This is a genomic window from Priestia sp. P5 (assembly GCF_029522155.1).
GTDB classification, from domain to species: Bacteria; Bacillota; Bacilli; order Bacillales; family Bacillaceae_H; genus Priestia; species Priestia megaterium_E.
Window position 1 is genome coordinate 2476899 of record NZ_JAKWFJ010000001.1, and the last position, 14690, is coordinate 2491588.

14 protein-coding genes are annotated in these 14690 nt (G+C 38.1%); 4 read left to right on the top strand and 10 right to left on the bottom strand.

Annotation, left to right across the window (positions count from 1 at the left end; all coding sequences use genetic code 11):
* Window positions 1-34 precede the first annotated feature (34 nt).
* Complete coding sequence (locus MMB69_RS13310) at window positions 35-3595, top strand: CheR family methyltransferase (protein ID WP_221783095.1); 3561 nt, start codon at window positions 35-37, stop codon at window positions 3593-3595.
* Here the strand turns inward: MMB69_RS13310 and MMB69_RS13315 are convergent.
* Genes MMB69_RS13315 through MMB69_RS13325 form a run of 3 tightly spaced genes read right to left on the bottom strand, consistent with a single transcriptional unit; the run spans window position 3592 to window position 7444 of the window.
* On the bottom strand, window positions 3592-4212 hold the full coding sequence (locus MMB69_RS13315; protein ID WP_221783093.1) for a hypothetical protein: 621 nt from the start codon (window positions 4210-4212) through the stop codon (window positions 3592-3594). The genes MMB69_RS13310 and MMB69_RS13315 overlap by 4 nt on opposite strands.
* Entirely contained in the window at window positions 4209-4916 is a 708-nt protein-coding gene (locus MMB69_RS13320; RefSeq protein ID WP_308123218.1) for a cobalamin B12-binding domain-containing protein, read from the bottom strand. Before MMB69_RS13320 ends, MMB69_RS13315 begins: the two co-directional genes overlap by 4 nt.
* Complete coding sequence (locus MMB69_RS13325; protein ID WP_277447860.1) at window positions 4910-7444, bottom strand: AAA domain-containing protein; 2535 nt, start codon at window positions 7442-7444, stop codon at window positions 4910-4912. The genes MMB69_RS13320 and MMB69_RS13325 overlap by 7 nt, the downstream gene beginning before the upstream one ends.
* Before the next feature lie 291 nt (window positions 7445-7735).
* On the opposite strand from MMB69_RS13325, the gene MMB69_RS13330 reads away from it, so the two are divergent.
* Window positions 7736-8773: a LysM peptidoglycan-binding and 3D domain-containing protein gene (locus MMB69_RS13330; protein WP_153253668.1), complete on the top strand. Its 1038-nt coding sequence runs from the start codon at window positions 7736-7738 to the stop codon at window positions 8771-8773.
* Window positions 8774-8793: 20 nt separating this feature from the next.
* Here MMB69_RS13330 and MMB69_RS13335 read toward each other — a convergent pair whose 3' ends face one another.
* The 4 genes from MMB69_RS13335 to MMB69_RS13350 form a co-directional block, all read right to left on the bottom strand.
* The gene (locus tag MMB69_RS13335; RefSeq protein WP_221783086.1) at window positions 8794-9270 is read right to left on the bottom strand and encodes a GNAT family N-acetyltransferase; all 477 of its coding nucleotides are present in this window, start codon (window positions 9268-9270) and stop codon (window positions 8794-8796) included.
* Window positions 9271-9272: 2 nt separating this feature from the next.
* A complete protein-coding gene (locus tag MMB69_RS13340; protein WP_221783084.1) occupies window positions 9273-9479 on the bottom strand; it encodes a zinc ribbon domain-containing protein in 207 nt (68 codons plus the stop codon).
* A 165-nt stretch (window positions 9480-9644) separates the two neighbouring features.
* Window positions 9645-10466, bottom strand: coding sequence for an MBL fold metallo-hydrolase (locus tag MMB69_RS13345; protein ID WP_221783082.1), 822 nt, complete (start codon window positions 10464-10466; stop codon window positions 9645-9647).
* A gap of 291 nt (window positions 10467-10757) precedes the next feature.
* Window positions 10758-10967 carry a cold-inducible protein YdjO-related protein gene (locus tag MMB69_RS13350; protein WP_221783080.1) on the bottom strand — a complete coding sequence of 70 codons (210 nt, stop codon included), beginning with the start codon at window positions 10965-10967 and terminating at the stop codon, window positions 10758-10760.
* Window positions 10968-11111: 144 nt separating this feature from the next.
* Here MMB69_RS13350 and MMB69_RS13355 point away from each other — a divergent pair, with 144 nt between their 5' ends.
* Entirely contained in the window at window positions 11112-11561 is a 450-nt protein-coding gene (locus MMB69_RS13355; protein WP_221783079.1) for a MarR family winged helix-turn-helix transcriptional regulator, read from the top strand.
* A 61-nt stretch (window positions 11562-11622) separates the two neighbouring features.
* Here the strand turns inward: MMB69_RS13355 and MMB69_RS13360 are convergent, their stop codons facing one another.
* Complete coding sequence (locus MMB69_RS13360; protein ID WP_060745685.1) at window positions 11623-12042, bottom strand: organic hydroperoxide resistance protein; 420 nt, start codon at window positions 12040-12042, stop codon at window positions 11623-11625.
* 156 nt (window positions 12043-12198) lie between these two features.
* A complete protein-coding gene (locus MMB69_RS13365) occupies window positions 12199-13407 on the bottom strand; it encodes a DNA polymerase IV (RefSeq protein WP_221783077.1) in 1209 nt (402 codons plus the stop codon).
* 164 nt (window positions 13408-13571) lie between these two features.
* Between MMB69_RS13365 and MMB69_RS13370 the strand changes: the two genes are divergently transcribed.
* Window positions 13572-14150 carry a DedA family protein gene (locus tag MMB69_RS13370; RefSeq protein WP_014460178.1) on the top strand — a complete coding sequence of 193 codons (579 nt, stop codon included), beginning with the start codon at window positions 13572-13574 and terminating at the stop codon, window positions 14148-14150.
* A gap of 48 nt (window positions 14151-14198) precedes the next feature.
* On the opposite strand, the gene MMB69_RS13375 is transcribed toward MMB69_RS13370, so the two are convergent.
* Entirely contained in the window at window positions 14199-14678 is a 480-nt protein-coding gene (locus MMB69_RS13375; protein ID WP_028413409.1) for an RNA polymerase sigma factor, read from the bottom strand.
* Window positions 14679-14690 lie beyond the last annotated feature (12 nt).

A 14690-nucleotide genomic window follows, 5' to 3' on the forward strand; every position in this document is an offset into this window, starting at 1 on the left:
TAGGAAGTGTCGAAACATTATTGGAGGTTCTATTATGAAGAACAACTCGTTTTCTACGGTTCCATCGTCTTCAGAAGGAATAGAGAAACAGGATTTACACGTTGTGGGAATTGGCGCTTCTGCCGGAGGGTTAGAAGCTATTGAGCAGTTTTTCGCTAATATGCCTTCACCAAATGGAATGGCGTTTATTATTGTACAGCACCTTTCCTCTAAATATAAAAGTTTTATGCCAGAACTTTTAGCAAAAAAAACAGGAATGAATATCAAACTGACACAAGACGGGATGACTTTACAAGAAGACACAATTTATTTAAATCCTCCCCATCATTATGTGACCGTTGTGGATCATACTCTTCGCCTTCGTCCCTATGAAGAAAATGATCAGGTAAAGTATCCGATTGACGCCTTTTTTCATTCTCTTGCTGCTTCAAAAAAACACCGGTGCACAGCCATTATTTTATCGGGAAAAGGAAATGATGGAACAGGAGGAGCAAAAACAATACGAGAGTATGGCGGAACTGTACTTGTACAAGATGAAAGCACAGCAAAGTACAGAGATATGCCCCTAAGCGCTATTGATGCCCACCTTGCTGATTATATTCTTTCTCCTGCTGATATGCCTGACCTTGTGCAAACGCATGTCAGCCAAACTGAATTTACATATAATGAAGAAACGCTGCAATACATTTATTCATTAATAAAGAAGAAAACAGGCATCGACTTCTCTATGTACAAAAAAAACACGGTGCTGCGACGACTTGAAAAGAGAATGGCTTTACTCGATCCGCCATCTCAAACGATGGAAGAATACCGGGACTATTTATGTAAAGAAGCCGAAGAAATCGTCGAACTGCAGCGAGACTTGCTGATTGGAGTGACACAATTTCTTAGAGATAAAGAAGCATTCTCTATTATTGAAGAACAAGTTATTCCTCAATTAGTTGAAAGAAAGATTCATAGTCAAGAAGATGAAATCCGCATCTGGGTAGCAGGTTGTTCTACTGGTCAAGAAGCATATACATTAGCTATTTTGCTTCATGACTATTTATCAACAATCAACCGTTATTTCGATGTCCGAATCTTTGCTACAGACATTGATCGTCATGCAATTAAAAGAGCTAGTCAAGGTATTTATGAAGAAGCGGAAGTTCATTCCTTCTCAGCAGCTCAGATTAATGAATATTTTGAGCAAACAAAACACGGTGGTTATCAAGTTAAAAAAACAATCCGCAAAATGATTGTTTTTGCCCCGCATAATATAGGAAAAGACTCGCCTTTTGTAAACGTTGATCTCATTAGCTGTCGAAATATGATGATTTACTTCCAAGCTGAACTGCAGCAGCGCATTCTGTCTCTTTTTCATTTTTCTTTGACAGAAGAAGGCGTACTTTTTTTAGGCCCTAGTGAAACAACGGGAAATTTGTCTGATTTGTTCCGCCCTATCAACAGTAAGTGGAAAATATTTAAGCGTTCCGGACAGCCCAGCCGACAAATTACGGGAGCTTTTAATCTTTCGAAATCCAGCTTGCATGAAGGTGATTTTTCTAGCGTTCCGCTGCCAAGTCAACTTTATAAACCTCTTCCTTCGCTTAAATTAGATGAGATGTATCAGTCAATGATTGATCACTTTATGAGCCCTTGTCTCGTATTAAATGAATACAACGAAGTAATATTTTGTTCAAAAGAAGCGACTCAGCTTATTAACGTTCCTGTAGGGAAAATTAATTATACAATTTTCAAAATGGTGCCAGTTCACGTCTCTTTAGCCATTGGAGCAGCTATTAAACGCGTAAAAGAGCAAGGTATGAGCGTATGCTGTCAGCACATTGAGTTTGTCATAAACAACGTGCAGCGCCGTTTTAATATTACAATATCTGCCCTTCCAACAAATCACTCTCTTTACTTACTTATGTTTGATGAACAGACAGATACTGCCATTATTGATAAGGAAGAGCCCATGTTCCTTAATCAAACAAGCTCTATTAGTGAGCTTGTAGTAGATTTAGAGCAAGAGCTTCATTACACGCAGCAGCATTTGCAAACGACGATTGAAGAGCTAGAAACAGCAAATGAGGAGCTAAAGTCCACAAACGAAGAACTGATTGCTTCTAACGAAGAGCTGCAGTCCACAAATGAGGAACTGCAGTCTGTTAATGAAGAGTTAATTAGTGTTAACAATCAGTACGAGCGAAAGATTGAAGAATTAACGGACTTAAATAACGATATTGATAATTTATTAATCAGTACAACTATTGCTACTATCTTTTTAGACGAGCAGCTGAATATTAAATTATTTACGCCGGAAACGAAAACAGTGATCAACGTTCTTCATCAAGATATTGGAAGACCTTTCTTTCATATTTCGCATAACTTTAGATATGACCATCTAATCGAGGATGCAATGCACGTTTTAAGAACAAATAACACCCTTCAAAAAGAAATTCAAAGCTACGATAACCAATGGTACAGCATGAAAATGATGCCTTATCGTACAAATGAGAATTTAATTAACGGTGTAGTTATTACGTTTATTAATATTACAGAAATTAAACGATCAAATGAAGAATTGGCTATTACATCATTTGCAGTCGCTCACAGTCCTACGGGCATTTTCATTACCGACCACCAAGGTAAAATTAAGTACATTAATCAAAAATTCATGGAGCAAAAGCATGCCCCGCAAGAAGTATTTGGGCTGCACCTCTATGACTTATATACAAAAAAGCTGGGGGTTAAAAGATTCCCTAAGATTTGGAATGAAGTATACAGAGGAGAAAAATGGAACGGAGAAATTTCCTACGTTCAAGAAGACGGAGAAACCGTTTGGGAACAGTTAGCCTTAATGCCTGTTAAAAATGATCAGGATGAAATCATCCATTACATTGGATTAAGCGAAGACATTTCACAGCGCAAACAGTCGGAAATGATGCTCAAAAATTCAGAGATGCTGTCAGCACTTGGACAGCTGGCTGCTGGCATTGCCCATGAAATACGAAACCCTCTTACATCATTAAAGGGCTTTTTACAGCTTATGATGCAAGAAGAAACGTATAAAAAAGAATATATGGATGTCATGATGTCCGAGTTTAACCGCTTAGAACTAATTATTAGCGAACTGCTCATTCTAGCCAAACCGGAAGTCGTAAAATATGAAAATAAACAGATAAATTTAATTCTTCAAGACGTATGTACGCTGCTGCATACACAGGCCATTCTTAAAAACATTACTATTTCAACAGATTTTGAAGAAAAATTACCTGTTGTTCATTGTATTGAAAAAGATATGAAACAAGTATTTATCAACATGGTGAAAAATTCTATTGAAGCGATGGATGACCCTGGGTCTATTCTAGTGGTATCTAAATTTGATCCAGATACAAATCAAGTAGTCGTCCAAGTGATAGATGAAGGAAAAGGCATGCCGAAAGATCGATTAACACGAATTAGCGAGCCTTTCTATACAACAAAAGAAAAAGGAACAGGATTAGGATTGATGGTGAGTCACAAAATCATTAGTAATCATAAAGGAAGCATTTCGTATGATAGTGAAGAAGGAAAAGGAACAACAGTAGAAATCCGATTACCGCTTTCTTAATGTACTTTGTTCTTCTGCCTTAAACATTCAAGTTCCTGATTAATTACATCTTGAATGTCAAACAAATGTGTAGAGACCAATTCCATATATTCTCCTTTTCCTGCTTCAATTACGTCGGAGCGGATAATACTTAGGAGGTCTTGAATGGTTAGCACATTTGTTTTCATTTCTCGAAAATGACGCTGAAGATCAACTAGCTGCATTTTTTTCGCCGTTTCTACATCTGTTTCCCTGACTGAAAAACCTTGGTTCACTTGTGGTGAGTCTTGCATAAGCATAGAGCGAAACTGTTGAAGGGTTGATTGAACACTCATCATATGCTCATGAATAGGATAGCAGAAAACAGCGTGCAGCGAATGATAGGCTTCAGGTTTAAAATGAAAATCAAAAAGAGCAACCGGGTTAGAAAACGTGCGCATATTTACTTCGATTTGCACTTCTTCCTCTCCCTGGAGTGCTCTTTTTACTTTTTCTTGGCTGTCTTCATCAACTAGATCTAAAAAGTTCTGAACAGGCGGGAAACTTTTCGTGACGCTTGGTGTAAATTCAATTATTTCGTTGTCTTTATTGAGTAAAAACATTGGAACCGGAATCTGTTGAATCGGCAAACTGATCATATTTCTTCCCCCATTGCTAACATTTTATCTTGCGTCGAACTTTCTTTATTGTTGATTAGAAGCCAGTCTTTAAAAGCTTGAATATGATTAATGAATATGGTTTTTGAAGATCCTGAAGCCGATAAATCATGCGTGTTGAGAAGCTGGCTGCCTACTAATACAAGAGGACTTTGCGCCATGCTTTCAATCTCAGCAATGTATTTTTGTAAATCAGGCAGCAAATGCACTTGCGAGACAGACAAGCACACTACATCAGGGTCCCATCTTTCAATGCTTTTTAGAGCAAACGGCAGCGGCAAGTTTGCTCCTAAGTTTTTAACTTCCCATCCTTGTTCTCTCATAAGGCCTGCAATCATTTTAATACCTAAATAATGCTCTTCTCCTTCAATGCAAAAAAGAAGTGCCCGATGGCGCTGAAGCAATTGATGCTGTGATAGCTGAAAGCGAGTTAACACATAGTCACAGGTTGCAGTAGCCAAATGCTCCTCCGCGACTGAAATTTTATTTTCTTGCCACCTTTTCCCTATCTCATACATCGCTTCTGTCAGAAACGTGTATACGTCAGTTGAAGAATGGCTTTCTTCTATATATATAGCAATGAGCAGCCAGCTTTTTTGAACGTCTCCTTCTAGCAAACAATCAGCTAAAGCCGCTACATTACGAGAGTAAACGATAAGATCACGCCCTTTTCTTAAAGTTACAATAAATCTCTAGGCAAAACTTCCTTTTTGCACGATGGACAACATGCGTAGACGCCTTTATTCTCATCATAATCTACGTTCATCGGCTGCTTGCATGCTGTACATACAGCATGTACGTAGTTTAAATATTTTTCCACTAATAAACGTGTTGCCCCACTTGTTTTCCCGCAATAATAGCAAATAAACCTTACTTTTCCTTTTTTTGTTATCTCTACTTCTCGCATATGCTGACAAGATTCACAGCGATCCCAGCTGCGAAGGTAATTGCTCAAAGAATATTGTGGTTTATTTGTTTCTATATACATTTTTGTTTCTTGATTTCTTGTTTTATCTTCGGTAAAGTCAATTGACCGAATAAGCTGTTTAGCGCCTAGCTTTGACTCAATTCTAGCTGCCATAAACGCTTCATTTTTTCCGCCGTAAGGCATATTGATCCATATAGTGGATTCATCGATGATAAGCAGTGACATCGGAACAGCAGATGAAATAACGTGAGCGCCGTCAATTCGAACTTCTGTTGGTTCACGAGTAAGAACGGTCACTTCACCTTTAAATGAGTGTAACATCTCCCGTATTTCTTGAGGAATAAGCGAAGCATAAGGAATACACAATAAAATCTGCTGCCGAGCTTGATATAAGTCTTTTTTTAACTGACTGCTGTTCGCTGGATGGTACCAAATCAATTTAGGATGCTGAATGACTTCTTTTAAAAATTGCTGAGGTTGGTATACTTTTTGGTTTTCGTTAAAGTGGTTGACCAACTTCCATAACGCTCGCTCCTTTGGTACACGCTGCTGGGCAAACGACTCGTCTGAAAGCATCATAAATTTTCCTTTTGAACGCGTCACCGCTACATTTACCAATCGGTCGCTATTTTCATTTGTTAGAAGTAAACCTGGTTTTGACTGAGGCTTTGTATCGACCGTATCAAAAATTATGATATCTCGTTCTGCGCCTTGAAATTTGTGTACGGTTGCTGCGATTATATCGCTGGCTGGTTCAATATCTTGAAGAAATGCATTGATCAATTTAGCTTGAGACTTATAAGGAGTCACATAGCCAATAGTAGCGGAAGAAGCTTTGCGTGCCCGCAGCATCAAACTTACCGCCAAAACAGCTGTTATCACATTGTAGCGTGAGCCGGAAACAACATCTCGCATAGCGGAAGAATGCAAATGACCAATGTTAAGCATAAGCGCTGCTTCATGAGCAAACGGCCGACTGCTTGCTACTACTTCTCGACTTGTTGTGACAGAGGGATGATCTGCTACTCGGTTGCTGTAAATATAGCGATTTGTAAAAGCCGAGATATCTTTATGCATTCTTCTTTGCTTTGTCAACATAAAAAGATGAGGGTGTATCTCACCGCTTTCTACTTGCTCTACAAGGCCCGTCTGCTCAAATAAATCTCGCTGCAGCCACTTCTTCACTTCAGCATGAGAAGATTGAGATACCGGGGGAAGCTGTTTAAAATCGCCGCATACGACAATTCGTTTTCCTAACGTAGCTGCAAAAGCAATTTGCGGTGCATATGCCATGCTAATTTCGTCTACCACAACCATATCAAATTCACTTTGATAAAGTAATCGATCAATAGCCGCTTTTGATAAGGTAGTGCCTACAATATACGCTTGGTCAAACACATTTTTCTCCGCTTCAATCCACTTGTTACGAAGGACGTTTAGCTTTTTGTTAACTTGCTGAAGCTGGTGAGCTTTATTGGGATACCTGCTTAAGTAAACTCGTTCTTCTTGTAAATCACGCATCTCCTGAGCTAAATCCGGATCATCTTCTCCAATGACTTCTTCTACTTTTATATTTTCTAAGCCACTGCTTTTTGTTGCTCCGTATCGAATGAGTTTTCCTTTTTTCCAAGCTTCTTTCTTTTTTAACTGACGTGCAGTTTCTTGCAGCAAACCGTCCACCGCTGCATTACTGTGAGATAATAAAAGGATCCGCTTTGATTTCCGGTAATAGCTTGCCACGATTTTTGACAGCGTATATGTTTTTCCAGTTCCAGGAGGACCCCAAATATACGTAGTACGGTTATAACGCGCTCGCAGCAACACTTCATGAAGAGCGTTCTTAGACGTATACTCTTTATGACGAACAGGACTATCGCCTCTCATAAGACGTTTGATTCTTACTATTTTTTGCTTGTAATCTTTTGCTTCCGTGAGTCTATCAATGAGAGCCTGCAATAATTCCCATGGTTCGTTATATATATCGAGTTCGTCTACTTCTTGTCCAATAAACGCATCTATTTTAAGGTACAAATCAAATCCTTCCGTTCCAATAACTTCTCCTTTACTTTCTTTATGCTGGTGGACAAGGCGTACCTGAGCTCCATCAAAAAGGTATAAATCGGCTGTGCGTTCAAACCGGTAAAGATACGCATCTCCCTGCTGCCCTAAGTACTCTCCTTTTCCTACCGTATACTTTTCTCCGCCGTGTTTCTTCATATAATTAATCTCAATTGAAAGTGCGCGCACCCATGCTTTTAAATATGAAGAGATAGAGCGTTTTTCCATAGATGTCTAACTCCCTTTTTATCCGTTCATTTCTAACTTATCTATTCTATCATGTCATTTGAATATAGCATAGCTTCTTTCTTCTTCATTTTTATAAAAGCAGAACACCTTTTTTACTTACAGACAAATTAAGACTTTTTTCATCATAATCATAAAAAAACCGCGTTTTTTCTATCACTTTAGACGTATTGTTACAAACTTGTAATATAAAACCTACCATTTTGTCATGAGTTTGTTACATATTGCTGATAGAATAAGAGACAACTATTGGAAATAAAGGAGAAATATTAGATGAAAAAACACATTTTTACATTAGGGGCTACAGCTTTAGTATCAATTGGAATTGCAGACGCAGCATCAGCTGACACAGACACGCATAAAGTAAAAGCTGGAGAAACGTTATTCAGCATCTCACAGCAGCATAATGTAACAGTTGAAGACTTAAAAAAGTGGAATGGTCTTTCTTCCACATTAATTTATGCAAACCAAACATTACAAATTGGATCTACATCTACTGACTCTTCATCTAGTTCAACTCCAACTACAACATCTTCAAATCATACATATACAGTAAAATCAGGTGACACGCTTTACCGTATCGCTAAAAACAACGGTACTTCTGTACAGCAGCTAAAAGAGTGGAATAACTTATCTAGTCATTTAATTTATGTGAATCAAGTATTAAAAATAAGCGGAACAGGAACAGTTTCATCATCACCTTCAGCACCTGTACAAGAAAAAACAAACGAAACGCAAGCATCCCCGGCTCCTAGCAACAGTAAAAGTTATAAAGTTCAGCCTGGAGATACAATGTGGAGCGTAGCACAGCGACACGGCATTTCAATTTCTCAATTAAAACAGTGGAATAACTTATCGTCTAATACGATTTACATTAATCAAGTGCTACAAGTAGGCGGACAAGCAGCAGCTCAGGCGAAACCATCAACGCCATCACCTGCTGCTCCTTCAACACCGTCAACTTCAGCACCGTCGACTTCAACGCCGGCACCTGCTCCAGCGCAAGAAAGTAAGTCGGTTTCGAAAGAGATTACGGTTGAAGCAACAGCTTATACTGCTTACTGTGCGGGCTGCAGCGGAATCACTGCTACAGGCATCGACCTAAGGTCAAATCCTAATCGAAAAGTAATTGCAGTTGATCCTCGCGTGATTCCATTAGGTTCTCGCGTATACGTAGAAGGTTACGGAGAAGCAATTGCTGGAGATACTGGCGGTGCCATTAAAGGTACTCGCGTTGATTTATTTATGGCATCTCAAAGCTCAGCTTTAAATTGGGGACGCAAAACGGTAAAACTTCAAATTTTAGATTAATCACTAAAAGCAGAAGCGTGTTAGTCGCTTCTGCTTTTTAATTTCTTTTCAAACATAATCATATCGATAGCTTGCAGGCCATTCTCGTAAATTGGTGGAACGTACTGCAAAAAGAAATTCTTTTTGACACCACTTTGATAAAAGCCTGCCTTTTTATAAAATGCTATGTTTTCAAGACTGGAGTCCGCTGTTCCTACAATCATTTTAGAATATTGGTTACACTCATACAATGCTTCTAGCTTTTTAATGACTTTGCTGCCGATTCCTTTTCCTCTGTATGCTTCTTCTAAACCAATATTTTTCACTTCTACTGCCGATTCCTCTTCATCGATGAGGCACTGCACAACTCCTATCTCCTTCTTTTCATACACAATGGTAAATAAGGAACCTTCATTTATATACGACTTTACTACTTTTTCGTCTTCATCCCCTATCAATAGCAGGTTCAAATAGGAAGCGCGCCTGTCTTTATCAATTTCAACAAGGTCGATACTCATCTTTACCCTCCAAAAAATAAGTCAATAATATTGCTGCCTCTTGAAGATGATTTATTATATAGCTCTGAATACCCGCAGCTCGTGCAATATACCACTGTAAAGTGATTGTGCTGAACGTCTAAGTATCTAGACAGCCCCGTTCCCGTTGTAGCAATTTCTTTTGTTTGTGCTTCTGTATGTCCGCATTTTACACAACCGTTTTTCCCCATTGTTATACTCCTTTATAAATAAAATAATTTCTTATTTATATAAACGGATAGAAAAGGAAAAAGTTTCATTTAATTGATAAATAAAAGAAAGTAAGAAACCGCATCTCCAACAGAAGATGCGGTTTCTTACTTTTAATATCGATGGGATGACTGTACACTCGATTTCTATAACAGCAATTCTCTTTTCATAATTTCAACGTTTTTTTGATGACATTGTGCGGTGAAATCAGAGGGAAACGCCAGTTTATCATTTAGCTTATCGAGCGCTTCTTTACTGTTTTCTTTCACTGCCGCTTGCAGTTCATCTAAATAAGAGCTGGCCATCTCCACTCGCCTTTGAATTTCAGCTCGGTGATGTGTCGTTTTCCCGTGCCCGGGAACTAGCGTTAGATTTTGGTGCTTAGCTAAAATATGTCGCGCAGCAGCAAGCGTGTCGCGATAATCGTTTACACTTTCATATATGTACGGATATTCAAAATCCGATAAATAATCCCCTGCAATCCATATCGAATCATCGACAATCATAAATAGGCCATCGTTTGTATGACCTTTTGCAAAATAACAGGTAATGGATGTTTCACCTAAAGTAATATGCTGTTCATTTTCGGTTACCACAATATCCAGCTCCGGGAATATAATATCATGAGATCTTTTTATATAATAGTCATGATCAAACTGCTTAATCATTTGAACTTTTTCTTCTTTGTCCGGATGATGTACTAAAAATTTGCTGCCGATAAAGGTGGCATTTAATTCTAAGAAAGCGCCATATCCAATGACGTGATCAAAATCTCCGTGAGTAAAAAACACATACAGGTTGCGATGATTTAAGATGTCTTGAACATGCTGTTTAATTTCATTAATTTCGTGAGGAAGCCATGTTGGATCAACAACAATAACACAGTCTTTTGTTTCAATCACTGCAGATGTTGTTTGAAATAGCGCGCTTTCAAAAACCGTCATTTGCTCCGTTTTATATTGAATCATGAAAACAGCTCCTTATTTTTTCTATCACCTTTATTATAGCGGAAATAGAAAGATAAGGGCGCGTATGACGGTTCATAAAACGAAACTATGCAAGATGTGATAAAATGCGGAACCAGCCAAACAATGAAACCCAAATAGGAATACTAAACAAGGTTCCCCAAAATAAACCTTTCAAAAAGTTCCCTTGATTCATTCTGATATTCCTCACCTTCATCGTATGTTGGTTCTTAGTCTAGCGCAGCTTAATGAAATTTTAGTGAAAAATAAAAAAAGAAGCAGTTGCTTCTTTTTTTATTTATTATAAAATTGGTGATCGTACTTAATTTTCGGCAGCTCGCGTACTTCCTGCGACATTTCTGTTCCGCACATCGGACAGTTATAATCAACTGTAACAAAATCTTCTCTCATCCACCCATTACACGATTCAGATTGACACGCGTATACAGTCGTATCCATCATTTGATCTACTTCTTCTTCTACGGCTTTTCTTGCAAAATACATGTGCACAGCTCCCTTTTTTTCTTAGTATATGTAAAATTCCCATTTTTTATTTACAGCTTGATTACTTTTTCATCCGGCGTTATTGGACACCACTATTTAATTGTGTATAATTAAATAAAAAGCAATAGAATGGAGGCAACACGAATGGAACAACTTTATAAGCAGCTGCAGCTAGAAAATCAGCTTTGTTTCTCAATTTACGCCACGTCTCGAGAAATTACAAAGGTGTACAAGCCGCTGCTCGATAAATTAGGAGTAACCTATCCGCAGTATTTAGCCCTTCTTGTTTTATGGGAACATGAAACGCTCAGCGTGAAAAAAATGGGCGAACTTCTGTATTTGGATTCAGGCACCCTTACTCCTATGCTAAAAAGAATGCAGGATCAAGAATTAGTCATTCGTCAGCGTTCTCATGAAGATGAACGCGTTGTTTTTATTAGTTTAACCGAAAAAGGAAAAAACTTACGTGATAAAGCTTGTCATATTCCAGAAGAAGTTTTTAGTATGGCGAATAAGTCGCAAGGAGAATTAGAAAAGCTGAAAGAAACGCTGCAGGAGTTATTGCAATCACTGCATACGTACAATCAAAAATAGACCATATAAAATTGCACATAAAAAAACGCCTGGATTCAAGAAAAATCCAAGCGTTTTTTATTTACTCAGCCGTTGTATTTAACGTTACGTTAACATTTCCACGCGTTGCTTTAGAATACGGGCAGAATTGATGTGCATCTTCTACTAGCTTCTCAGCTACTTCTTGTGAAACGCCTTTAATATGAGCGTTTAACACCACGCCAATTTTAAAGCCATCATCAGTGTGGTCTTTTAGTAGACTTACCTCTGCAGTAATAGACGAATCAATGTCTTTTTTTTGCTTCTTAGCGATTAAATTTAAAGCACCGTCAAAACAAGCAGAATATCCTGCTGCAAACAGCTGCTCGGGATTTGTTCCTTCTTTTTTGTTATTTGGAGAAGGATTTACAAGGGTTAAATCAATAATACCATCATCTGATTTAACTCGACCATCTCGGCCTCCAACCGCTGTTGCTTTAGATGTAAATAGTGCGTCTGACATAAGATCACCTCATAGATTATTTTATGTAATTTCATTGCAGACAATTAAAAAAGTCGCAATCAAATTCATTTTGTAATCACTTTGATTACCGTGATAGTAATGTACTTCCCCTTCTATAATGAGTGTAAACCTATTATTTTATACAAAAAAAGAGAGTTACCTCTCTTCTTTTCCTCTTTGTTTTTTTAAACCGCTTTGAATAATGTTATCTCCATATTTTTCACGCAAACTTTCGACCGCTTTGTATAAAGGCTCTTTTTTTGCTTGTTCTCCGTATGTAAACAAATCCAACTGTTCTTCTTCTTGGAGCTGGTGACTCACTTGAAGAGCAGCTACGCCCAATAAACGAATCGGTTCTCCGTTCCAATGCTTTTGAAATAATACCGCACTGTAATGAAAAAGATCATTTGGCTCGCTAATTGCTTTTGAAATAGTTTGGCTTCGAGTAATGGTTTTAAAATCACTGTATCGTATCGTTAACTGAATCGTTTTGCTTACAACTTTTTTCGCTTTCATACGAGAGCTTACAGAATGCGATAGTTTATTTAAAATAGGGAGAACTTCATGTTCATCTACTGCATTTTGAGATAGCGTCGTAGAGTTTCCAATAGATTTAAACTGTGATTGGCGGTCAGGGTTCACCTGTCGGTCATCTTGGCCCCATGCTCGTTCTTTCATAACTTCTCCTTTTATTCCGAGAGTTTGTTTAAGAAGACCGGGAGCGGCTTTTGCTAGATCACCGATAGTCACGATCTTAATCGCATTTAGCTTCTCAGCTGTTTTTTTACCGATTCCGTGCATTTCCTCTACGGCTTTTGGCCAAAGAACGGTTTGGACATCTCTTTTTCGAAGGACGGTAATTCCTAAAGGTTTTTGCATATCACTTGCCGTTTTGGCTAAAAATTTATTCGGCGCGATTCCAATTGACACAGGAATTTGCAGCGTCTGTATTAAATGCTGCTGAATTGACTTTGCTATGTCAAGAGGAGAGCCTAATTCAGCACAGTCTGTAATATCCAAATAGCCTTCATCAATTGAAGCGGGCTCTAAAAGAGGTGAAATGGTTACTAAATATTCAAACATGTTTTTGGACACTTGGCGATATAATGGAAAATTAGGTTTTATAACAACCAGCTCAGGGCATTTTCTTTTCGCTTCCCAAAGAGGCATAGGCGCATACACTCCGCGTTTACGAGCAATATAGTTACAGGTTACAACAATTCCTCTTCGTTCTTTTGGATTGCCAGCAATAGCAAGAGGCTTATCTTTGAGCGTATGATCATGTGCGGTTTCAACAGATGCATAAAAAGCATTGGCATCAATATGAAGAATAACTTTGCCGTTTTTAGGGTACATCATTTTCATACTATCACCTCTTTCTGTATAATTAAACCCCGAAAGAAGAACGTACATTCTTATTTATTATAACTCTTTTTTCCTAAGTTGTGCGCACCTATACTTTATTTTTATTTTGAGCGAACACTGTGTGTCACTCTCTCGTATTCTAATGAAGAAAGGAGGAAGAAAACGTGATTGATCAGCTTATCGGAGCCATTAACCAATTAGGCTACGGATATTTCTTTTTTATCATTTTAGTCGGAGCCAACCTTACTCCCATTCCTGACCCAGTATATATTATGCTTGCAGGGAGTCAGGCTACGTCTCCATCCGTTCAGTATATTCCAGCTTTTATACTTACCTACAGCGGCATGATGCTTAGCTTATACCTCAAATTTTTGATAGCCAGTCTTTTTTCAGCTCAGGCGCTTGCGCTATTAAAACGCCCGCGATGGGAAAAGAATGTCATGAAAGTTGAGCGAACGATTCAAGAATATGGATCTCACGCCATCATCGCAAGCTACTTTTTACCAGGAATGCGACATGTGATGCCTTTTTTTCTCGGGGCAAGCGGAATGAAGCATCGTCATTACATTAAAGTCTCATTTTCTTTTGGTTTCATTTGGACGCTGGCTTTATTTATTTTCGGTTCCTTTTTTAATACGACATCTTCTTATACTGATGTGATTGAGATCACTTTAGCTTTTTGTGCGATCAGTTTGATTATCTATGCCGTCCAAAGAAGAAAAATACGAAAAAAACAGCAGTAGTTTGTGTAAAAAAGTTCTTTTTCACAAACTACTGCTGTTTCATTTATATTAAATGACTTCATTATATCCCTTTACAAAGTATTTGCGCGCGCGGTAAAGAGCTGATTTTAACGTAGTCATCTGCATATTTAATAACTCGGCAATTTCTTCATATTTAAACCCTAATCCGTATTTTAATAGAAGCAAGTTGCGATACTTAGGATTCAATTGATTTAAAATCGCCTGACATTCAGCCGCTTCTTCATTTCTGAGCACCTGCTGAATGGGCGTATACATAACGGGTTCTTCTTTGTAAGAAGACGTATAGCGGTCTTTCACTATTTTACGCCTTCCTAAATCACACCGTTTATTTAATGCGACGCGAAACATCCAAGCTTTTATTTTTTCAGGATCGACCATTTCTTGTTTTTCTAAATATTTTAATGCTACTTCTTGCGTAATATCTTCAGCGTCTTGTCTATTCACGCCATTTTTTAATAAATAAGCCAGCACCTGATTTAAATAATCTTGCAATTCCTCGCCGCACATAATAAGTTCTCC